The sequence below is a fragment of the Corynebacterium tuscaniense DNF00037 genome (assembly GCF_000759055.1).
GTDB classification, from domain to species: domain Bacteria; phylum Actinomycetota; class Actinomycetes; order Mycobacteriales; family Mycobacteriaceae; genus Corynebacterium; species Corynebacterium tuscaniense.
The window spans coordinates 1-21881 of the sequence record NZ_JRNG01000018.1 but is presented as its reverse complement, the minus strand read 5'-3'; the positions used below and the strand labels follow the sequence as shown (position 1 = coordinate 21881).

The following is a 21881-nucleotide window of genomic DNA, read 5'->3' as shown; positions in this document are numbered from 1 at the left end:
CCTCTCAGAGTTTAGGGTCATCTCGCCCTAAATACAACCTTTGGATGACATTCTTTAGGTTGAAGGGGTGAAGAGGAGGGAGCCTCCCTCCCACTTCTCGGGTTCAGGATGCACAAAAAGCCCGGTGGAAGTCTTTTCAACGCGTATCGGCCACCCATAAACACGGGAGAGAATCTCGTCGATATAGACCTCCTGAACCGTTCCAGCGGCCTCGACCTTGCCACGGCTGAGACACACGACGTTGTCGCAGTACGTCGCAGCTGCCTGAAGATTATGAAGAACCACAACGACCGTGCGGCCAGCTTCCGCGAGGCGACGTACCGTGCCCATAGTGCGTTCCTGGAAGCGAATGTCCATGGCAGCCGTGGGCTCGTCGAGGAAGACGATAGGGGTTTGTTGCGCGAGAATTCGTGAAAGCGCCACGCGGGCACGCTCACCGCCGGAAAGGGTGGTTATGTCCCTGTCCTGCAAATGAATGACTCCAGTGGCCTCGAGCGCGGCATCAATGATCGCATCATCGTGCTCAGGCGTGCTGGTTTTACTCCATGGACTACGGCCCATCTCCACAACGTCTCGTACGAGGAAGGAAAAGGCGACTGAAATGTCCTGCAGCATGACGGAGCGCGTTCGTGCCAGTTCAAGGGGAGTAGCAGTGAGCACATCTACGCCACCAAGGTCTACTAATCCGGTGTGGGGTTTTTCGTCGCCGGAAAGAGCAGCTAACAAGGTAGATTTGCCAGCGCCGTTGGGTCCGATCAGTGCGGTCACTTTTCCTGGTGGGGCAGTGAACGACACATCCTCGAGGATCCGGTTGCCGTTTTTGATGACCGTGATGTTGTGTGCTTCAACCGTCATAGTGTCCTACGCTTCCGAAACATCTGCCGCAGCAGAACGAAGAACGTCGGCCCGCCAATGAGTGCGGTGAAAATGCCGATGGGAAGATCCGCGTACGGAATCAGGGTTCGCGCGAGAATGTCTGACGCACCAATGAGCAATGCGCCACCGAGAGCGGAAGCTGGCAACAAAACTCGGTTTGATGGGCCAGCCACCGTGCGCACAATGTGAGGAATAATCAAGCCAACAAAGGTGATGATGCCGGCAAATGACACTGCCGCAGCCGTCATGAGCGTGGACAACGTAATTGCAACGATGCGCAAACGTTGAACATTCAGGCCAATGTGTGAGGCCGCTGTATCGCCCAATGCAAGAAGATCGAGCTTCCGGCCAAGGAACATGGCAGCAAAAGTAGCGGTTGACACCAAGACTGCCACGATGCCGGTGTGCTCCCAGCTGGCACCGGCTAGCGTGCCCATTTGCCAGAAGATAATCTCCTCGCGGGCTGTAGTCGGTGCAAGGAACACCAGAATAGAAATCGAGGCACCAGCGAGAGCATTCGCAGCAATGCCCACCAGGACGAGGTTGATCACCTGAACTTTGCCAGCCGTGCGGGAAAGTTGGTAGACAAGCATCGTAGTCAAAACACCAGCGACAAATGCACAGGCCGGAACAGCCCAGGCGCCTAATAGGCTTGAGCCGAAAAGGCTGGCACCAAAAACAATCGCGAATGCTGCGCCCACACCTGCACCGGTTGTTACACCGATGATGGAGGGTTCTGCCAAAGGGTTAGAGAACACCGCCTGCATCAACGCACCACCTAAGCCGAGCGCGGCGCCGACAAATAAACCCAGCACGAGGCGTGGTAGACGGATCTGCCAAATCACCGATGAATCGAGGTCGGTTGCGACCAGTGGGCCTGCTTTCAGGATCGGCCATAGATCCTTGAGCGCAAGCTGATACTGGCCAACCATGACGGAGTACACGCAGGCGACGGTGAGCAGCACGATCATGGTGCAAAACAACGTGATGCGTCGCCTGCGTCGCTTACGAAAAGTGACAGAGTGGGTGGGTTCTGCCATCAGTTCTCGCCAGACCCACCGTAGAGAGCGTGCGCAGCGCGCAGCAACATCTCAGGAGTCTGTGGACCATATGCGAGCGAGTCTCCATCCGGTAGAGCGAGGATGCGTCGGTTCTTACCGGCATCGGTTTGTGCCACACCTGGGCGTGCAAGCAGACCCTCAACGTCGCCCGTGGAGCCAAGACCGTTTGTCATCATGACAAACAGTTCAGGGTTTACTTCAGCCAACGCCTCAGGGCTGGCCGGGACAGGACTGCCAATGCCGTGTTCACTGTTTGCATCCACTCCGCCCAGGGCTTCAATGAGGTCTTGGGTGTGTGACTCTTGACCGAGCAGGTAGAAGATCCCGCCGTTGCCACGTGCGTACAGGAACGACATACGCAATGGCACTTCCGGGGCAACCTTCTTGATGGCAGTGAGTGCCTCGTCGAGTTCCTTCTCGGTGCGGCTAGCTAAGTCTTCACCAGCCTTGGGAAGACCAACCACCGCTGAAACATCGCGGATGTCCTGGCCAATCGAATCCATCTGACGCTTCGGATCCATCACCACAACAGTGACACCAGCATTACGGATCTGGTCAATGGCTTCCTCTGGCCCAATAGAGTGATCCACAATGACGAGCGAGGGCTTGAGGTTCAGGACAGCTTCGGCGTTCAGCGTATGGCCATCTTGTGACACTTTGGGCAGGTGCTCGAGTGACTTCTCAGTCGACGACACCGTGCGACCGACAATATTGTCCGTAAGGCCCAAACCGCGCAGGATCTTCGTGTATGTGCCGTAAATGTCGAGCGCCAAAATACGGGAGGTGTCCGTTACCGATACTTCATAGCCATCAGCATCTGTCAGTTCGACTGGTAGAGCAGGCTTCGGGTCTGTGATGACAGGTTCGACCTCACTTAGAGCTTCAACGTGTGCGACACCTTGCATCTGGTGTGGATCTTGTGTTCCGCTAAGAGAATCAGCCAGCTCTTCAGTTTGGGACTGGGTCGGGCTATCCCAAGACGAGCATCCGGAGACAAAGGCGAGGGACGTAGCCATGGCGAGGCCAATGAGTGTTCTTTTCATTTCAGATCTTTCCAACGTGTTCTAACAGGTCAACTTCCAACGGACAAAGCTTCTAGTTCTTCAGAACGAAGCGGGTGAGTGCGCCACCGGAGGTGACAAAGGAAGCGAGGATAAGGAGCATTTGTGCAACCGAGCTATCGTCCCAGGCCACGCCATCTTCACCAGCGGACTTGATCTGGAACTGGTTCTCCCCAAGGCTCTTCGACTTCGATGTGCTGTCCACACCATCTTGTTCGTCAAAAACAGAGCCACCGTCGGCCGATGCGCCTGGACCAGAAGCGTTGGTACCCCCCGATGCTCCACCACCGGAAACTTTGCTGGTTGCGGCACTTGTTCCACCGCCTGAGGAGCGAAGTGCGGCCGCCTGGCTTGCACTGCCGCCCTGGCCAGTGCCTGCACCGGAATTGGCTTCGCCTTGGCCGGAAACACAGTTCGGTGCACCACCGAGCTGAGCGGTGAAGGAGATCGGATCGAGTGCGGTGCCTGGCTCATAGAACTGCCCAAATGCTTCGGCACCGGCCGCTGTCAACGTGGTGGTCGCCTGGCCCTGAACAGAGCTTTCGCTGATGTTGAGCTGTGTGAAAGCCAGGTCCGCAATGGTCACGCGACCATAATCATGGGGGTTGCCCTCAACATCATTGGACTTTGCGTTGAGAACCAGCTGGCCAGAATTACCGGAGAATTGGATCTCCATATTGGAAAAGCGGGTGTCTAGGATGCCACTGTGGCCGGTGAAACGTATCGCACCGGGGAACAGGATCGATCCAGACTTATTGTTCACGTTCACGGCGCCAGCAGTTCCGGTCCACTGGAATGCGTTATTGGCATCGCTGACACCGCTCAACTCCCAGCCGCCCTTAGCAATGGAGCCCTTGATGTAGTTGCGGAAGGACTGACGTATGCCCCACGCTGCGTTTGCTTGCTGCACTCCACGTGCGCCATCGTCTGCGCATACTTCACCGGAGTTGGATCCACCACCGGACGCCTGCGCGTTTGCGGCACCTTCGTTGGCCCTGGCGGTGGGGGAGACACCGGTCCCACCGACTGGGTTAGTGTTATTGCTCCTCGGCAGTGTGCCCGTACCTGTTCCAGCTCCAGTGCCCGCACCACCGCCAGCTTTGTTGGTGCCAGCATTGCTGTTACCGGTGTTGGTATTGGCCGCGCTGTTCGCCAGGGCTGGTGTTCCGCCAGTTGTCGTGCTGGTAGTGCCGGAAGGATTACGGTTAAACAGTTTGTCCGCATTGGTCAACAAAGAGTTTGTGGTGACCATGAGATTGTTGATCTCGTTGAGCGTTTGGTTCACATCGTTCACGAGGGCTGCAGGGGTGCCTTCCTTGGGGCGCCCACTCTGGTTCGAGGTGCCCCCGCCTGCTCCGGTCCCATCCCAACCTTGGATGTCAAGGGGAAGTGCTGGTGCTTCACCAGATTCGTCGTCAAGCCGAAGCACGATATCAACAGGCGACAGCTCCTCACCCGCTTCATAGAAACCGCCAAACATATCAATGGCTTGTGTGTCATGGCTCAATGATGTCGGTCCCGAAATGCGGACCGTGCTAGCTGTGAAATCGAGCGGGTTGCTCAGCTCAATATTGGCGAGACGGGCATCTTTCCAAATGGTGTGCGGGCCCTTAGTGGTGGTGTCCACGAATTTGGTGCCTTCGCCATCCACGATGATTTGAGCCTGGGTGCCCTTGATGAGCAGGCGGAAGTTGGAAAGTTTGATGTCCAGCTTGCCGTCGTGGCCGTAGAAGTGGACCTCACCGCTGAAGGGAATCACACCTTCACTGGTTGAGCTCATGCCTGCTTTTTGAGCATTGAACCTGAAAGGCTGGGATCCGGTGAATGGTTGGCCGTTGTAGGTGATATTGCCTTTAGCGATCTTTCCTTGGATGTAGTCGCGGAAGGAGTCCCTGATAGCCCAATCCATCTCACCGCTGACAACAGCACGGTGAGTGGTGGGGGTGGCAAACAGCTCCATTGAATCTGGATCCTGGGCGAGAGCTAATGGTGACAATGCGACCATTGGAGCGCCAGCACCAAGTGTGGCAATAGATGCCGCAGCGGCGACTGCGGCGAACTTATTCCTGAACATGAGCGTCCTTTGGGTGTGAAAAGAGCCTGGATAGTTGCCTAGGTGTAAGGGGTAGGCTAACTTGAATCTTCGAAAAGATCAAACGAAAGGTTGATTGTGTACTCGCCCTATGATGACGCCACCCAAACCATGCGCCGTGTGTCCACGCCATCAGTTGTTGATCCTGTGAAAGACCCGAATCGGCGCTTGAAGTTTGAGGCGTGGGAGAGGGGTGCAATTGTCCTAGCAACCGCTGTTCTAGCTTTCGGTGGTGCTGCGGGGAACACGATCGTTGCGATTGTTGGGGCGCTTGGTTTGTTGCTTACCATCGTGGCTATGTCGTACATGCCTGATCGCCGGGCACGTAAGGCCGAGAAGAACAGGCACCCGGAGTATGAGTGGGTGGAAGACAAGGGCCGGGGGGCAGCGGGCGTCGTGCTTGGAATCGCATGGGCGTTGGTTTTGGCTGTTGCCGGCGCGGTACTCTTCTTGGCCCCGGGTGATTACGCCATGACGGGGGGCGTGCTTGCAGCAGGGGTGAGTGCGGTGATCATGATGATCGCGCTCCTCGTGGTGGACAAGTAGTTTTTAGAGCCCCTGGAGGACAGGGCTGATATTTGCCAGGTCGGCAAAAACGGCACTGTTTAGACAGAAAGCGTTTTCCGCGTGGGTGAGCAAGGAGACGCGCTCGGTGTAATTGAAAGGCAGTGCATCGAGTGCGTCTTTGTAGTTTTTGCGGAATGGGGGAATCTTGCCGATGGCGGAGAAGTCATAGAACGCGAGTTCTTCGGGGGTGAGGCCGTAGTGGCCTTCGAGCATGCGGGCGATCACCTGGCCACCGGCGATATCACCCAGGTAGCGGACGTAGTGGTGAGCGATGATGGCCGGGGCATTATCGGGGGAGATGGCTTCCAGCTTGGCAACGTAGCGGGTGGTGGCTGGCAAAGCAGTAATTTCTTCACGCCAATTCGGGCCGATCATGGCGGCCAGGTCGGATTCAAGGGCCTGGCGGCGATCCAGGCGGGCATCGGCGATGGTGGCAACTGCTTCACTGGTGGTACGGCCGCGGTGAGCGATGTCTTCGAGTGCGGTGTAGATGAAGTAGTACTGCGCAGTGAGGTTCACTGCGTCCTCGCGGGAGAGTTCTCCTTTGGCTAGATGTGCCATGAACGAAGTGTTCTCAGCCTGCGCGTGGGCTGCAGCGGTGCCTTCGCGCAGGAGGGTGGAGATTGAGGGCGCCTCGGCGGTAGCGGTAGTCATGGTGGGTTGTCCTTCCATTACGATGGGGTTAGGTTTACCTAACCTTGCTACAGTAAGGTTTGCCTTAGAGGCAAGGGTCAGGAGGGTTTCCCAAGGATCGCGGGGGGAATTAGCAAACGTTAGTATGACCTAATTGGGGAATAGGGCTTAGCGGTGATCGTCGATAAGCAATGCGCAAAATCCACGCCGTCCTTCTGTTAACTGTGGAACACTGTTTTCATGGCAGAAACAGTGAATCCACCAGTGCGGACTGACGTAGTGCGTTCTACCGGCGTGATCACGCTTGATCGGCCGAAGGCGCTGAACTCGCTCAACCCGGACATGTTGTATCCGATCATTGATGCGCTCAAGGCGTGGCGTGAGGATGACGCGATTGAGCAGGTGCTTGTCGTCTCTTCGGGCAAGCATTTCTGCGCGGGCGGTGATGTGCGTTATGCGCGTGAGGCGATTATGGCGGGGCGGCATGAGGAGGTGGATGAGTTCTTCCGCCGCGAGTATGAGATGAATTTGATGATCGCGGAGTACCCCAAGCCGTATATTTCACTGGTTTCGGGTGTGGTCGTGGGCGGTGGTTTGGGGCTGTCCGCGCATGGTGATCGTTTGGTGGTGACGCCGGATGCATTCGCATCCATGCCGGAGATGAACATCGGCTACTTCACGGATGTAGGCATGAGCTGGAGGTTGCAGAACCTCCCCGGGCACCCCACGCTGGGCCTGGGCATGTTCCTTGCGCTCACCGGTTACCGGCTCAACGCGCACGAGATGGTCGCCACGGGGCTGGCTACGCACCTGGTGGAGTCTCTTGACGGTCTCGCTGAGCGGATCATCAATGAGGGGGTAGAAGTGCTCGACGAGGTTGCGGTGGAGCCGGAATTCGCGAAGTTCGAGGAGCTCGAAGAGCTTTATGTGCTTATCGACGATGTCTTTACCCACCCATGGCCCGAGATCAAGGAACGCCTTGATGGACGCCTGGCTGAGGTCGTCGAACCGCTGATCGCCCAGGCATCGCCGTCCTCCCTTGTTGCTTCTGCGGAATTGATGCTGGCTAACTCCCACTGCGATCTGGCCACGGCGCTGCAGAATGAAAACAAGTTGGGTCTAATGCTGCGCCGAGAGAACGATTTCTTGGAAGGCGTTCGAGCCGTCTTAGTGGATAAAAGCAACGATGCGACCTTTGAACCGGAGCCTGAGCCCGAAAAATATCGCGACGCGATAGAGTAAGAGCTGCTGGTTATTAGACCCTTCGAGTAGTGCACAAGGACTGATTGTGAACGCTGAAAACCCGATCAACCCGAACTCGCCAACCAACGCGATGGATGACTGGAACCATAAACTCACCCTCGCTCAGGAGATGCTGCCGCTAATTAGCCAGCTTCACCGCGAGAATAATGCGGTGACCTCCATCTACGGTCGCCTCTTGGTGGGTATGACTGACATTGAGATCATCAAGGCTCACCGCTACGCACGTCGCGTGGTGGAGCGCGAGCTGCCGTTGGATGCAACGCTGCCGATTCTGCGTGAGCTGACCACCATGAACCTGGGTACTTCATCCATCGACCTGGGGCGTCTGGCTAAGAATTACAGCCGCACCGAGGGCGTGGAACTGCGCACCTTCCTGGAAGAGGAGCTCGCTGAGGTCATCGGTGGGGACAGCCACCGCGTGCCACGTGACGTAGTCCTATATGGCTTTGGTCGCATCGGCCGCTTGCTTGCACGTATCCTCATTGCCCGCGAGGCCCAGTATGGTGGCGTGCGCCTGCGCGCCGTCGTGGTGCGTAAGAAGGGTGATGAAGATGTGGTGAAGCGTGCTTCGCTGCTGCGCCGTGATTCCGTGCATGGCCCGTTCAACGGCACCATCACCGTGGACAAGGAAAACGAGATTATCTGGGCTAACGGCACCCCGATCCAGATGATCTACTCCGATGATCCGGCAACGATTGACTACACCGCCTACGGCATTAATGATGCAATCGTGGTGGATAACACCGGCCGCTGGCGTGACCGTGAGGGACTCTCCCAGCACCTGAAGTCCAAGGGAGTGTCCCGCGCGCTGCTCACCGCGCCTGGCAAGGGCGATGTGAAGAACATCGTCTACGGCGTAAACCACGACATGATCGACGATTCGGATCAGGATCGCGTCTTGTCCGCCGCATCCTGCACCACAAACGCCATCACGCCGGTGCTCAAAGTCATCGGTGACCGTTGGGGAGTGAAGCACGGCCACGTGGAAACGGTTCACTCCTACACGAATGACCAGAACCTGGCTGACAACTTCCACAAGGGTGCCCGCCGTGGTCGCGCGGCTGCGCTGAACATGGTTCTCACCGAAACGGGTGCTGCCAAGGCAGTGTCCAAGGCTTTGCCAGAGTTTGAGGGAAAGCTCACCGGTAACGCCATCCGCGTTCCTACGCCCGATGTGTCCATGGCTGTGTTGAACCTAGATCTGGAATCTGAGGTCACTCGCGATGAGGTGAACGACTATCTGCGTCGTGTGTCCACGGACTCCAACCTGCGTCAGCAGATTGATTACATCAATTCCCCAGACGTTGTCTCCACTGACTTCGTTGGCAGTACCCACGCTGGCATCGTTGATGGCCTGGCCACCATTGCTTCCGGGAACCACCTTGTGCTGTACGTCTGGTACGACAACGAGTTTGGTTACTCCAACCAGGTGATCCGCATTGTTGAGGAGATTGCAGGGGTTCGCCCGCGTATTCTGCCGACACGTAAGGCACCAGGTGAGATTCGCTAGTTTGTAGAGAGTTTCACAGTGAAAGTGGCGCGGCCTCAAGGGAAGGTCGCGCCGCTTTCTCGTGCGCTAGCTATGATTGCGGAAAGACTAGCCAACCACACAGAAAGCGTTTTTGGCCATGCTTAAGCTCACTGGAATCCTGCAGCACTACGCGTGGGGTGACACAAGCAGCATTGCCATGCTTCAAGGGCGTCAGCCGGATGGTCAGCCGGAGGCTGAGTTATGGTTCGGTGCTCATCCGAGCGCGCCGTCGGCCACGGCGGAGGGTCCGCTTGATGCGGTCATTGCCACGGATCCCGCGAAGTTATTGGGGGCTCAGGCGGCTAAGGAGTGGGAGAATCATCTGCCGTTTTTGGTGAAGTTGCTGGCTGCAAGGCAGCCGCTGTCCATTCAGGCGCATCCCTCGATTGTGCAGGCCAAGGGAGGTTTCGCGCGAGAGGATGCGGCGGGCATCCCCCGGGACGTCGCCCACCGCAACTACAAGGACGAGAACCACAAACCAGAAATTCTGATTGCTCTCACACCGTTCCGCGCGATGGCGGGTTTCCGCCCCATCGAGGACACCGCGCATGTGCTTGCTGCGTTTGAGATGCCGGAACTTGATGAAGCACGGGGCATGCTTATCGGCGAATCCCTGGAGGCCCTGCTTCGCCACTGGCTCAGCCTGGAAGACCCAACACCGCTGGTGGATGCGGTTGTGGCCCGTGCAGAGGTGATGGCACGGGCAGGGCAAACTGATCCGGACGTGGCGCGCCTGGCGGAGAACATCGTGTTCATCGGGCAGGAATTCCCCGGCGATGTGGGGATCCTGGCTGCGCTGCTACTCAACCACATTGAGTTGGAGCCGGGTGAGGCTGTGTTCCTGCCCGCCGGCAACTTACACGCCTACCTGGAAGGTTTCGGTGTGGAGGTCATGGCCAATTCTGACAACGTGCTGCGCGGGGGATTGACCAGCAAGCACATAGACGTAGATGAGCTGATGGACGTGCTCATCTTCTCGTCCATCGAGGACCCCACCTTGGACGCTGTCACGCATGTGCAGGAGACAGCGCGGGGAGAAGTGCGCTGCACGGAATATCCGGTGCCGGTGAAGGACTTCGCGGTCATCCGGTATAGCAGCCAGGAAGTGGGGGAAATTTCACTGGACAATGGTCCGGCGATTGTTCTGGATGTGGCAGGGCAACTGGAACTGGGTGGCTCCGTATCGCTTGGTCCCGGTGAGGCCGCATTCATTGCTGCCGATGATGGGGCAGTGCCTGCCACCTGGGATGGGGCAACAGATTTCTTCGTGGTCCGCCCCGGCTAGGTGCGTGATGTGGCTGCGCGGGTGATGCAGTCCTCGTAATATCCGACGAGTGTCTCCGTTGCTGCACGCCAGGACCACCGCTGCGCCTCAGCGCGGGCGGCGGAGCTCATAGTGTGGCGCCGGGAGCCGTCGATAAGCAGCTGTGCGAAGGCTTCAGCCCACACAGCTGGCGGGGCTTGCTTGTCCACGAGGACACCTGTTTCACCATCGTCGATGACAAAGGGGATGCCGCCGGCGCGCGCACCCACGACGGGGAGACCTGATGCGAAGGCCTCGAGCGCGACCAGCCCGAGGGTCTCTGTGAGTGAGGGGAAAGCGAACACATCCGCGGAGGCGAACGCCTGCGCGAGTGGCTCGCCCGACATGTAGCCAGTGAACACGGTGTATTCAGGATCAAAGGTTTGTTTCAACCGCTCAAGCTGTGGCCCGGCACCCACCATGGCTAAGCGCGCGCCGGGTACTTTCTGACGCACAAGTGGCATCACGTCGGCGAGATGCGCAAGGTTTTTCTCCGCGCTCATGCGGCCAACGTAGATGAGTAAAGGAGCATCCGGATTGCCGTCCGTGAGCTGAGAGCGCATAGCGGGATTGGCCTCGTCTGGGTGATAACCCACGGTATCCACCGCTTTCGGCCACAGCGCGAGGTTGCGCAGACCGTAACCGGCGGCTGTCTCCATCATCGGGCCGGATGTGACCAGATTGAGCTGGGCGCGGTTGTGTAGAGCACGAATGATTGCGGTGGCGGGTTTCTGTGCAAACCCGATACCCAGCTCCTTCGTGTACGCAGGCACATCGGTGTGAAACGAAGCGAGTAGTGGAATGTTGCGGTGCTTGGCTAGCAGACCGCCGTAGCCGGCGAAGAAAATCGGGTTCACCGCATGGACAATGTCCGGCTGAAAATCGGTTAGCTCTCGCGCCACCGACGGGGCGGGAAGACCCACCTTTACCTCGGGGTAAATCCTGTGCAAGGAAAAGCTCGGCGCACGCACAACCCGGAAGCCGGCATAGGTGTCCGGCGCATCACCGGTGGCAAAGATGATCACCTCATGGCCAAGTTCCGCCAGCTGCTCAACGGTGCGGAGGATGCGGGTGACCACACCGTCGACCTTTGGGAGGAATACCTCGGTGAAAATGGCGATGCGCATGGTGTTAGTGGTTGTAGTGCTGGTTTAGCGCTCCGATTCCGGCACACCCTCGGACTGGTTGCGCGTCCACAGGGAGCGGGCCGGGATCTTGGTGCGGTCCACGCGGTGGGCGTACTTCTTGGCTACGTCCTCGACTTCTTGGAGCAGGCCCTCAGCGAGCTTGGTGGGCTGTAAACCAAGGCTGAGGAAAGTGTCGTTGGTGACAAACAGCTCATTCTCATCTGCTTCCTTGCGCGGGTTGGGAACAAGTGCAAAGTCCGTACCGGAGATTGTGGCCACGAGCTCGGCCAGATCGCGCACGCGGTGAGTCTCTGTCATCTGGTTGAAGATCTTCACGCGGTCACCCTTGGCCGGCGGGTTTTCCAAAGCCAACTGGATGCACTTGACCATGTCTCGGATGTGAATAAAAGCACGGGTCTGTCCGCCGGTGCCATGCACAGTGAGCGGATATCCGATGGCGGCCTGCATGAGGAAACGGTTGAGTACGGTGCCATAGTCGCCGTCGTAATCAAAGCGGTTGATCAGGCGTTCATCGCGTTCCGTCTGCGGGGTATGCGTGCCCCAAATGATGCCCTGGTGCAAGTCCGTAATTCGCAGCTCATCGTTCTTGGCGTAATAGGCAAACAGATTCTGGTCCAGCACCTTGGTCATGTGGTACACCGAACCCGGGTTGGTGGGGTAGAGGATCTGCTGGTCAATGAGCTCCTCGCCGGTATCCACCTTGATGTCCAGGTAACCTTCCGGGACTTTCATGCCGGCGGTGCCGTAACCATACACGCCCATGGTGCCCAGGTGGACGATGTGGATGTTCAAGCCGGATTCCACTACGGCGACCAGGAGGTTGTGGGTGGCGTTGACGTTGTTATCCACGGTGTAACGCTTGGTCATCGAGTTCTTCATGGAATAGGGGGCAGCGCGCTGCTCCGCAAAATGGATGACTGCGTCTGGCTGGAAGTCTTCGATGAATGCGAGCAGTCCGTCATAATCGCGCGCGACGTCAATATTGTGGAAGTCAATTGTCTTGCCGGACACTTCCTGCCAGGCGGCAAGACGGTCCTCAATAGTGGCGATGGGGGTAAGGGATTCCGCGCCCAGCTCCTCATCGATCCGGCGCCGCGAAAGGTTGTCCACGATGGTGACATCATGCCCGATATCTGATAGGTGCAGGGATGCTGGCCATCCACAAAAGCCATCGCCGCCGAGGACTGCAATTTTCATTGTTGAATTCAACCTTTCTTTGTGGCTTGCCCCTGTTTCGTAGGGGGAAGTCTCCCGCTCACGTTACCGTGGCTGTGGGACACGCGCCGGGGGCCGTGGGGGGGATGAGGGAAGAAATCTCGTGCGATCTGCTTCCCCAATGTTTTGCCCCCGCTACTATTTGGCCCATGAAATTAACTGAACCAATTATCATTGTTGGCGCAGGCCTGGCGGGCCTGGTGGCAGGGCATGAAGCCGTTAAAGCGGGCCGCAAGGTCGTCTTCATTGAGCAGGAAAGTCGAGCAAACCTTGGTGGCCAGGCGTTCTGGTCCCTCGGTGGATTGTTCATGGTGGGAACACCGGAGCAGAAGCTAATGGGGGCTAAGGATTGTGAGGATCTGGCCTGGACTGACTGGCAGAACTCAGCGGACTATGATGATGGGGATCATGATTACTGGCCGCGAAAGTGGGGCCGGGAATACGTTCGCTTCGCGTCAAATGAGATGCACGGGTACCTCAAGGAGCTGGGGCTGCGTGTGCTGCCCACCGTCGGTTGGGCGGAACGTGGTTCAGGTGATGCGTCCGGGCACGGCAACACGGTGCCACGTTTTCACCTCACCTGGGGTACCGGCCCGGAGGTTGTACGGGTATTCCGTGAGCCGGTGGAGGGCGCCGAAAAGGCCGGCCAGGTGGAGTTCAAGTTCCGTCACCGAATGGATGAGATCATTGTGGAAAACGGTCGCGCGGTGGGTGTGCGGGGAATGGTGTTGGCCGATGATCCGCGGCCACGCGGTGAGGCCTCGAATAATGATGAGCTCGAGCCTTTTGAAATTCGTGGAGATGCGGTGGTGATTTCCACTGGAGGTATCGGTGGCAACGTGGACAAGGTCCGTGAGATGTGGCCGGAGGATCGTTGGGGGCCGTGCCCAAAGGATCTGGTTACGGGTGTGCCCGAGCATGTCGACGGCCGTGGCATCACCATCACTGAGAAAGCCGGCGCGAACCTGGTGAACACGGACCGCATGTGGCACTACCCGGAGGGCATGATCAACTGGGATCCGATCTGGCCGGGCCACGGCATCCGTATTATTCCGGGGCCGTCCTCAATGTGGCTCGATGCGACGGGCAAGCGTTTGCCCACGAACCTGTTCCCGGGGTCTGATAACCTCGCGGCGCTCGCCCACATCGGACGGACGGGCCACGGCTACTCCTGGTTCGTGCTCAACCAGCACATCGCGGATAAGGAGTTCATCTTCTCCGGCTCGGAGCAGAACCCGGACTTGACGGATAAATCCATCAAGAAACTAGCGGGCAAACTCGGCCCCGGCACGCATCCAGCGGTGAAGGCGTTCATGGATAACGGTGCTGACTGGGTCATTGCGGACGCTTTGGAAGAGCTGGTGGCCAAGATGAATGAGCTCGGCGATGACAGTATTGAGGTGGATGTGGAACTGGTGCGCAAGCAGATTATTGACCGTGATGCGCAGCTCACCAACTCCTTCTCCAAAGACGCGCAAATCAACTACATCCGTACCGCGCGGAACTTCCTCGGCGACAAGATCGTGCGTTGCGCGGAGCCTCATAGGCTTCTCGACGAAAAGAAGGGTCCCCTCATCGCCGTCAAACTGCACGTTCTCACCCGTAAGACCCTCGGCGGCGTGGAAACCGACCTGGATGGTCGTGCACTGCACAGCGATGGTTCCGTGTTCCCCGGCCTGTACGCCTGCGGTGAGGTCTCCGGATTTGGTGGGGGTGGCTACCACGGTAAGAACGCTTTGGAGGGAACCTTCCTGGGCGGCTGTATCCACTCCGGTAAGCGTGTGGGTGAGGCTGTGGCGAAAGAGTGCGCTTAACGCGTGCTCCACTGCAGTGCGGCTGTTGCGGCTTGGCCGCGCAGCCGGTCCCGGTCACGGTCGGGGATGAGGGAACCGCCGGTGAGCCATACAAGGTGTGTGGTCTCATCAGGGATGTCCTCGGCCGGCAGGCGCCATGGGATGGGCAGCCCGGCGGCGGCTGAAGGTTCCACGGAGATGCCCGCAGTGCGCTCCAACCAGTTGACGCTGGCGAGAGTAGTCACGTCGTCGACAGTGTGGAATCCGCTGATCAGGTCGGCGGCATGTTCAAACGCAAAAGGTGACGGACTTTGTACCGCTAGGCCATCGGCAACGGTGCGTCCGCTCAGCCCATATTCGGTGCAGTTCACCGCCGCGCCTTTCCCGGTTGCGGCGCCGAGCATGAAGCAGGGGCTAGCTACCGGTTCGACGAAGTGGCAGTTGACACTATCCCCGAAAGCCAACTTCAACCCGAAGGTGACACCGCCGGGGCCTCCGCCCACACCGCACGGTAGGTAGACGTTGAGTGGATTGTCCGGGGTGAAGGTGCGCCCAAGGGCGTCGAATTGTGTTTTCAGGCGCTGACCAGCAACGGCATAACCGGCAAAAAGGCCGGGGGAGTTTTCATCATCGATGAAGAAGGTGGCTGGATCGTCGGCAGCGGCATCGCGCGCGGCTGCGACAGTATCGGTGAACAGTCCGGGGTGCTCAACCACGGTTGCGCCACCTGCGCGTAGCGAATCCTTCTTCCACTGCTTCGCTTCAGTGGACATGTGCACCACGGTGGGGAAACCCAGGCGGGGGCCGATGGTGCCTACGGCTAGACCGAGGTTGCCGGTAGAGGCAACGGACAAGGTGAGGTTAGCGCGTTGTTCAGGGGCAGGGTAGTTCTCCGCAAGGCGGAGAACCTCATGGATGCCACCGCGGGCTTTGATGGAACCGCTGATGGGAAGGCTGTCATCGCGTTTGACCCACAGCTCACCGGGCAAGGAGAAGCCTATGAGTGAGGAGACATAGTCCTGCGTGTCTGCGATGGGTTCAAGCGCAGATTCGATTCTGCCTGGATGGGGCGATTGAGCGGTCTCGGGGAAGGCTTCGGCGATCCAGGGTGCGAAGCGGTCTAAGCGCGCCGCAGCTTCTTCTACAGATGTGATGACGGTGCGGTCCAGCGCATCAGGTGCATGCTCGGGGGTGCATGTCCAACTCATTTCCTGTTGGGCCTCTAAGGCGCCGAGCAGTGAAAGCGGTTGTTTCGGGGTGGCAGCGGGGCGGTCCCACGGCATCATCGGGGAAGTCATAATGCCCAATCCTAGGAGTTCGGGCAGGTAAAAGATGTATAGTAACGCAGGTCACAATTTTCGCTGTGTGTCGCAGTATTGCAACTGTCAATCTCAGCTATGAGTGAGGAGGAGCTACCGAATGCCAACCAGCATGAGTGCGGGGAAGTCGTCGCCGAACATTGTGTTCGCAAGCGTCATCGCTTTTTTGATTAGCGCGGGATGGGCCGCGAACCACTTTGCTTCCGTGCTGGTGGTACTGCGCGAGGACTGGGAGATGTCCACGCTACTGGTCAACAGCGCCTACGGTATTTATGCTCTGGGGCTGTTCCCGTGTTTGATTGCTGGTGGCCTGGTGGCGGACCGGTTTGGTTCTCGTCCGGCGGTGTTGCTGGGGTCCACGGTGGCCATGCTGGGCAACGTTGCTCTGATGTTCTGGCAGCAGAACACGGTGGTGCTGTTGACAGCCCGGTTTGTTATCGGCCTTGGTGTGGGCCTGGTGGTCAGTGCCGGTACTGCGTGGGCAGGGCGCCTGCGTGGGGCGTCTGGTACAACGTTGGCCGGCATTTTCCTGACGTCTGGGTTCATGCTCGGGCCGATTGCCTCCGGCATTATCGCGCACCTGGTCAGCGCGCATTACGCGATTTATATTCCGTACATCGCCTCCATTGCACTGTCCGTCGCTGCGATTGCGTACTCTTTCCGAGCGGGGGATGTGCCGAACTTTCATGAGGTTCAGGTGGTGCCGGAGCATGATGCTCCGGCAGGTGTTGAGGCAGAAGCACCTGCACCGGTGATTGAGAAGTCTGGGGCGAAGGCATTGTTCACGGCGTTCCCCATGGGCCTGTGGGTGTTTGCGTCCATGACCAGTGCCGTGGTGGTTCTTGCGGGGCGCGTGGGCAATCACTTTGAATCCAGTGCTTTTATGCCCGGTGTGGCTGCGGTGGTGGCCTTCGGTTCGGGCCTGATCATTCAAGCACTGGGCCGCCACTTCCACTTTGGTCCCGTCTCCGGTGTGATCGGTGCGGTGTGTTCTGCCACCGGCTTTGCACTGACAGCACTCGGTGGGGCCACGCCGTCGCTCGTTGTATTCGTGGTGGCCGCGATCTTCCTGGGCTTGGCGTATGGCCTGTGCTTGCGTGAAGGTTTGTTGGATGTGGATACGTTCTCTCCACCGGAGAAGCGTGGCTCCGTCATCGGTGTGTACTACGTGGCCACCTACATTGGCTTCGGCTTTCCACCACTCATTGAGTGGCTGGATGGCTATGTTGGACCGTCGCTGCCGTACTGGGTGCTGGCGTCACTCGCGCTCGTATCCGCGGTGATTCGCACTGTGCAGATTCGTTCGGGTTACCTGGTGCGTAAGTAGCGTTATTCCACAACGATGGCCACGTTTACCGTGGCTAGTTCATATTCACCCGGCTCCGCCGGAAGTGCATGCAGTTCAGCCTTTGTGGCAGCGGTGACTGGAATGGTCCACCCAGTATTCGGATCAAGGGTTGGTGCGCCACCGCGGACTCCAGTTTGGAATGTTACTGGGCGAGTGGTGGGGGAGGTGAGGCGACAGGGGCCGTCGATAAGCAAGAGTTTGTTAAACGTGTCTTCGTCGACCGTGATGATCACAATGATTTCATCAGTATCCGGTGAAAGATTCGCCGTGTGAACTTTGAGGGTGTGCGCGACGATCTCTTGCGGGGTGCGTTTGCGTCGCAGCAACACCATGACAATGGTGAAGATGAGAATTGCTGGTGCGAAAAGCAGTGCCAGAATGAACAGGGACTCAGCAGGGCTCGCGTTGAAGCCAAGCTCGCCGTTGGGTGTAAACAGGCCAGCCACAGTCACAGTAGTCATGGCCACACCTTACTCACGTTAGGGTGACATCATGGAGGATTCGCTTATCGACGGCCCCCGGCGCCCCGCCCTCATCCAGCCTTACGGCCCGGGCCTGATCGATGCCCTTGACCCCGAGGTAGCCGACAGCAATGTGCTGCAATGCGGCAACCGGTTGGGGTGGAAAGGGTGGAAGCTCGTGTTTGCACGCACGGTGTTTGACTTTGGCCCTCTTGCCATTATGGACCGTGGTGCATCCATGACATTTTTCAGCGTCACAGCATTCGCGCCGATGCTTCTGGCGTTTTACTCCACCGTGACCTTGCTCTTTCCCACCGATCAAACAGAGCTGCGCAACATGATCGGCGGGTTCATTGGTAACACCGTGCCCGAAGCCCTGCAACCACAGGCAATGGACCTTTTCCTCACCGTGGTGGGCACCCCGGCGAAAAGTACCATCGCGCTGACAATATCCATCATGATTTCCCTGTTATCCGCTTCGGCCTATGTGCGTGCGTTTTCGCGCAGCACCAACGTGATTTATGGCCGGACGGAGGGCCGTAGTTTGTGGGTGACGTGGCTGACCATGTGGGCGATCACCTTGCTGCTGGTGGCTGGGCTCGTTGTGGTGATGGCGGCGCTGGTCTTGCGCGAAGACATCATCAACGCTGTGGTTGGCCCCATCGCGGAACCACTGAGGCTGCAGGCAGTGGTGAACTACCTCAACCAAATCCTGTTGCCGGTGTGGGAATGGTTGCGCTACCCAGCTGTGGTGGCAACGGCTGTGGTCCTGCTGTCTTGCCTGTTTTACTTTGCGCCGAATGTTCGGCCCGGTAAGTTCCGCTTGCTTACAGTTGGGGCGGTTTTTGCCATGCTGGTGATCGGTGCCGAGTGGGCACTGTTCGGGTGGTACATCTCCACCTTCGGTGTGCGCAGCGCCTACGGGGCGTTTGGTGCGGTGCTCGCTGTCTTGGTGGCCATTTGGGTGATGAACATCGTGTTGTTGCTGGGAGTCAAGCTCGATGCGGAGATCCTGCGTGCCAAGGAGCTGCAGATGGGGCTTGAGGCTCAGACGATGATTCAGGCCGCGCCCCGCGCCGATAAAGCCGTGCAGTTCCAGCGCAAGATCGGGGTTGTTCTAGAGCGTTTGGCGGAGGACGTTTTAGAGGACGTTGTGCCTGAAAAGAAACAGAAAGTGATTTCTGGCGGAAAATCAGTTGGTTCACCGTTAGAGTAGTGAACCATGATTGACGCACGCGATACCGCTCTGATTATTGAGGGCGGAGGAACCCGTAACTCGTACACGGCCCCAGCGATCATGAAATTGATCAACGAGGATGTGCAATTTGGTTGGGTTGGTGGCGTTTCTGCTGGTGCGATTCACGCCGTGAATATGCTTTCTCGCGATGCGCAGCGCACTCAGGAGGCCTTTACCACTTTCATGGGGCACCCGAAGATTGGTGGGCTGCGCTCCCTCGCACTCGGCCGTGGCCTGCTCAATGCCGAGTTCATGTTCCAGGACCGTGATGGTCTTCTGCCCTTTGATCTGGATAGCTTCAATGCGAGTGAATCAACAATTCACGTTGAAGCTGTGCGGGCGGATACGGGTGAAACCGTGGCATTTAATAATGAGCAGTTGACAGATGAGGACTTTATTAACTTGGTCATTCGCTGTTCTTCCACCATGCCCATGCTCATGCCCATGGCATATATTGACGGCGTGCCGTATGTGGACGGGGCGCTAGGTGATGGTGGCGGTTTGGTGATTGATGCGGCGGAGCGTGCTGGCTACTCTAAGTTCCTCGTCTTAGCCACCAAGGGCCGTGACTATGTTCGTGAGCAGCCAAACCGTCCAGCCATGATTCGCCGCATGTTCCCCAAGTACCCCGAGGTCGCGCGTCGAACGATTGAGCGCGCTAATGAATACAACCGGTCCAAGGACCGCATTATTGAGCTGGAGAAGGAAGGGCGCGCCTACGCTTTCTTCCCAGAAAACATGAAGGTTGAAAGCACAGAGCTCAAGGTACCCAAGCTCGAAGCAAATTTCGCTGCGGGTGAAGATCAGCTGGAGCGTGAGTGGTCCGCGATGAAGGCGTTCTTGCAGGGCTAAGAGTGGGGCGCGGGGGACGCCGATAAGCGGTATAGCTCCCGCAGCCCTACAATCGGGGACATGATTGATGCATCCGACACAGCCTTAGTTATTGAAGGTGGCGGGATGCGCAATTCATATACCGCACCGGCGATTGTGAAACTCATTGAGGAAAACGTGCGCTTCGGTTGGGTCGGCGGTGTATCGGCGGGTTCCGTGCACACGTTCAACTACGTATCGCAGGATGCACATCGGGCACGCGAATCCTTCACTACCTTCGCTGCGCATGAACAATTCGGCGGGTGGATGTCCTTTGCGCGAGGACACGGATACTTCAACGCCGAATTCATCTATGAACGTTCCGGCGATGTCTTGCCCTTCGACTGGGAGACCTTCCGAGCCAACAGTGATATCGAAGTTCACGTTGAAGCCGTTCGCGCCGACACGGGGCACACCGTCCAGTGGACACGCCGCACCATCGACTCGCCGGAAAGCATCGGCCTCATCGCCCGCGCATCCTCAACAGTGCCGAAAGTCATGCCGATGGGCTTTATCGACGGTATTCCGTATGTGGACGGTGCGCTGGGATATTCAGGGGGCTTGCTTATCGACGCTGCTGAGAAAGCCGGCTTCCAAAAATTCCTCGTCCTCGCCACCAAAGAACGCTCCTACGTCCGCCCAACCGTTACGCGGCCAACAGCCACGCGCAGACTTTTTCCTAAACACCCCGCAGTGGCTGAAGCGCTCATCGTGCGACCTGGACGCTACAACGCAGCAAAACGCCGCATCCTCGAACTGGAGGAGCAAGGCCGCGCCCAGGTGTTCTTCCCAGACGCCATGAGCGTGGACGCATCCGAGCGGAACCTAGCTAAACTCACCGCCAACTACGCCCTGGGTAAGGCACAAGTTGAGCGCGAGTGGGAGCAGTGGATGAAGTTTCTGGGGGACTAGTATGCACAACTTCGGAGTCTGAGTCTCTACCACGTTTTTGCATTATCGCCCACGAGTTGGATTTATCGGCTGGTTGCTGATGGGGAGCAGTTCGGGCATGAGTTCAGAGGGTATTCGTGGAATGTTTTCTGATTGAGCCGTGCTGTTCAAGCAGCGGGTTTCATGGATGTCTACTTTAGTGGACACAAAAAGGTTTCCTGCGTCTTTGAAACGTGGCATTGTTGTTTGTGTCCGATGAGATTCGGACTGACCTGGGGAACACAAGAATCGGGGGTATCGCAGCGTGTACAAGCAGATAGCAACTGTCATCACGGCTGTAGCCACTGCGAGCTTACTTTCAAGTTGCACGGCGACGGGCTTATTCGGGCAAGCTGACCAACGGCACGAGGCAACCCCAAAAGAAGAAGCACCCGCGCCATCAGCGCCTGACGCTGGATCGGAGCCGACGCAGACGGAGGTGCCCGCTTTTCACTTTGCCAGCGGTGATCTCATTCTCGGAGATTTTGACTACGAAGCGATCAAGGACAACTTATTCAATCCGTGTGAGGAAATCTCAGAGACTGAGTTCGCGACGGTGGGATTGAAGCGTATTGAGGCGAATTTCACTGTACCCGGCGGAGGAATTACGTGTCCTCTGCTCGGAAACGAGCCGGGGATAGGACTTGCAATTGGTATTTCCCCAGCTGGTCGGGAAGATGTTGAGGGGCAAGAAGGCTCTGCTGTGAGGGATGCAGATTCGTCTGTGATTCCCGGAATGATGTTCTATCGGGGCGCTGAAAGTGGAGACGAAAGCTGTGTTGCTGCCGTCGATACAACGCGCGGACAGTTTTCAATCGTTGTCGGGGAGGCAACAAATCCGGTGAGTGAACAGGAATTGTGTGCCACTGCACAAAAAATAATGGAAGCATTTTACCAGCTATAACTAAGAAAAGTATTAATCGGGGGCTAATGATGGGTATGTATTTGAGCACTGACGATGTTGCACAAGCAGCGCGAATTCTTGATGGCACTGCGAGTATTTTGAAGAGCACCACGGCAAGCCGAGAAGTACGTGGCCTTGGAACCTATTCTCAGGTTTCTGGTTTGGATCAGGCGGGGCGGATGCATCAGGCGATTAGTTCGGTGAGTGAGCCTGAAGCAACCCGGGGGTTAGCTCAATTTTTTGCTAGTGCTGCCGAGCTGTTACACCAG

20 protein-coding genes are annotated in these 21881 nt (G+C 57.7%); 11 read left to right on the top strand and 9 right to left on the bottom strand.

Translation table 11 applies throughout. The features are described 5' to 3' along the window. Positions 1-54 precede the first annotated feature (54 nt). Genes HMPREF2129_RS05045 through HMPREF2129_RS05030 form a run of 4 tightly spaced genes read right to left on the bottom strand, consistent with a single transcriptional unit; the run spans position 55 to position 5072 of the window. Complete coding sequence (locus HMPREF2129_RS05045; RefSeq protein ID WP_034663940.1) at positions 55-855, bottom strand: heme ABC transporter ATP-binding protein; 801 nt, start codon at positions 853-855, stop codon at positions 55-57. Beyond that, complete coding sequence (locus tag HMPREF2129_RS05040; RefSeq protein WP_034663937.1) at positions 852-1916, bottom strand: FecCD family ABC transporter permease; 1065 nt, start codon at positions 1914-1916, stop codon at positions 852-854. Before HMPREF2129_RS05040 ends, HMPREF2129_RS05045 begins: the two co-directional genes overlap by 4 nt. After that, positions 1916-2980 carry a heme/hemin ABC transporter substrate-binding protein gene (locus HMPREF2129_RS05035; protein ID WP_034663935.1) on the bottom strand — a complete coding sequence of 355 codons (1065 nt, stop codon included), beginning with the start codon at positions 2978-2980 and terminating at the stop codon, positions 1916-1918. The genes HMPREF2129_RS05040 and HMPREF2129_RS05035 overlap by 1 nt, the downstream gene beginning before the upstream one ends. 52 nt (positions 2981-3032) lie before the next feature. Beyond that, complete coding sequence (locus HMPREF2129_RS05030; protein WP_034663933.1) at positions 3033-5072, bottom strand: HtaA domain-containing protein; 2040 nt, start codon at positions 5070-5072, stop codon at positions 3033-3035. A 96-nt stretch (positions 5073-5168) separates the two neighbouring features. On the opposite strand from HMPREF2129_RS05030, the gene HMPREF2129_RS05025 reads away from it, so the two are divergent. After that, on the top strand, positions 5169-5636 hold the full coding sequence (locus HMPREF2129_RS05025) for a hypothetical protein (RefSeq protein ID WP_034663931.1): 468 nt from the start codon (positions 5169-5171) through the stop codon (positions 5634-5636). Between the two features lie 3 nt (positions 5637-5639). Here the strand turns inward: HMPREF2129_RS05025 and HMPREF2129_RS05020 are convergent, their stop codons facing one another. Continuing rightward, positions 5640-6311 (bottom strand): biliverdin-producing heme oxygenase, encoded by a 672-nt coding sequence (locus tag HMPREF2129_RS05020; RefSeq protein WP_034663930.1) that lies wholly within the window; start codon positions 6309-6311, stop codon positions 5640-5642. 219 nt (positions 6312-6530) lie between these two features. Between HMPREF2129_RS05020 and HMPREF2129_RS05015 the strand changes: the two genes are divergently transcribed. The 3 genes from HMPREF2129_RS05015 (at position 6531) to manA (ending at position 10369) form a co-directional block, all read left to right on the top strand. After that, entirely contained in the window at positions 6531-7532 is a 1002-nt protein-coding gene (locus HMPREF2129_RS05015) for a 3-hydroxyisobutyryl-CoA hydrolase (RefSeq protein WP_034663929.1), read from the top strand. A gap of 91 nt (positions 7533-7623) precedes the next feature. Further along, entirely contained in the window at positions 7624-9063 is a 1440-nt protein-coding gene (locus HMPREF2129_RS05010) for a glyceraldehyde-3-phosphate dehydrogenase (RefSeq protein ID WP_034664035.1), read from the top strand. A gap of 118 nt (positions 9064-9181) precedes the next feature. Beyond that, positions 9182-10369: a mannose-6-phosphate isomerase, class I gene (manA, locus tag HMPREF2129_RS05005; protein ID WP_034663928.1), complete on the top strand. Its 1188-nt coding sequence runs from the start codon at positions 9182-9184 to the stop codon at positions 10367-10369. On the opposite strand, the gene HMPREF2129_RS05000 is transcribed toward manA, so the two are convergent. Beyond that, a complete protein-coding gene (locus HMPREF2129_RS05000; protein ID WP_034663927.1) occupies positions 10366-11514 on the bottom strand; it encodes a glycosyltransferase family 4 protein in 1149 nt (382 codons plus the stop codon). The genes manA and HMPREF2129_RS05000 overlap by 4 nt on opposite strands. Before the next feature lie 24 nt (positions 11515-11538). Further along, the gene (locus HMPREF2129_RS04995) at positions 11539-12732 is read right to left on the bottom strand and encodes an NAD-dependent epimerase/dehydratase family protein (protein ID WP_034663926.1); all 1194 of its coding nucleotides are present in this window, start codon (positions 12730-12732) and stop codon (positions 11539-11541) included. A gap of 167 nt (positions 12733-12899) precedes the next feature. On the opposite strand from HMPREF2129_RS04995, the gene HMPREF2129_RS04990 reads away from it, so the two are divergent. Further along, on the top strand, positions 12900-14564 hold the full coding sequence (locus HMPREF2129_RS04990) for an FAD-binding dehydrogenase (RefSeq protein WP_034663925.1): 1665 nt from the start codon (positions 12900-12902) through the stop codon (positions 14562-14564). Here HMPREF2129_RS04990 and HMPREF2129_RS04985 read toward each other — a convergent pair. Then, positions 14561-15841 (bottom strand): D-serine ammonia-lyase, encoded by a 1281-nt coding sequence (locus HMPREF2129_RS04985; RefSeq protein ID WP_052092802.1) that lies wholly within the window; start codon positions 15839-15841, stop codon positions 14561-14563. The two genes, HMPREF2129_RS04990 and HMPREF2129_RS04985, sit on opposite strands and share 4 nt — an antisense overlap. Before the next feature lie 121 nt (positions 15842-15962). Between HMPREF2129_RS04985 and HMPREF2129_RS04980 the strand changes: the two genes are divergently transcribed. Beyond that, complete coding sequence (locus HMPREF2129_RS04980; RefSeq protein WP_408605820.1) at positions 15963-17189, top strand: MFS transporter; 1227 nt, start codon at positions 15963-15965, stop codon at positions 17187-17189. 2 nt (positions 17190-17191) lie between these two features. On the opposite strand, the gene HMPREF2129_RS10595 is transcribed toward HMPREF2129_RS04980, so the two are convergent. Beyond that, entirely contained in the window at positions 17192-17671 is a 480-nt protein-coding gene (locus HMPREF2129_RS10595) for a hypothetical protein (protein ID WP_052092800.1), read from the bottom strand. Between the two features lie 31 nt (positions 17672-17702). On the opposite strand from HMPREF2129_RS10595, the gene HMPREF2129_RS04970 reads away from it, so the two are divergent. From HMPREF2129_RS04970 to HMPREF2129_RS11230, 5 genes are all read left to right on the top strand, one after another. Beyond that, complete coding sequence (locus tag HMPREF2129_RS04970; RefSeq protein ID WP_052092799.1) at positions 17703-18887, top strand: YihY/virulence factor BrkB family protein; 1185 nt, start codon at positions 17703-17705, stop codon at positions 18885-18887. 6 nt (positions 18888-18893) lie between these two features. Next, the gene (locus HMPREF2129_RS04965; protein WP_034663924.1) at positions 18894-19760 is read left to right on the top strand and encodes a patatin-like phospholipase family protein; all 867 of its coding nucleotides are present in this window, start codon (positions 18894-18896) and stop codon (positions 19758-19760) included. A gap of 60 nt (positions 19761-19820) precedes the next feature. Next, complete coding sequence (locus tag HMPREF2129_RS04960) at positions 19821-20690, top strand: patatin-like phospholipase family protein (RefSeq protein ID WP_034663923.1); 870 nt, start codon at positions 19821-19823, stop codon at positions 20688-20690. Positions 20691-20973: 283 nt separating this feature from the next. Then, complete coding sequence (locus tag HMPREF2129_RS04955) at positions 20974-21612, top strand: DUF3558 family protein (RefSeq protein ID WP_034663922.1); 639 nt, start codon at positions 20974-20976, stop codon at positions 21610-21612. A 26-nt stretch (positions 21613-21638) separates the two neighbouring features. Further along, positions 21639-21881: hypothetical protein (locus tag HMPREF2129_RS11230; RefSeq protein ID WP_034663921.1), on the top strand; the 243-nt coding region annotated here is incomplete at its 3' end.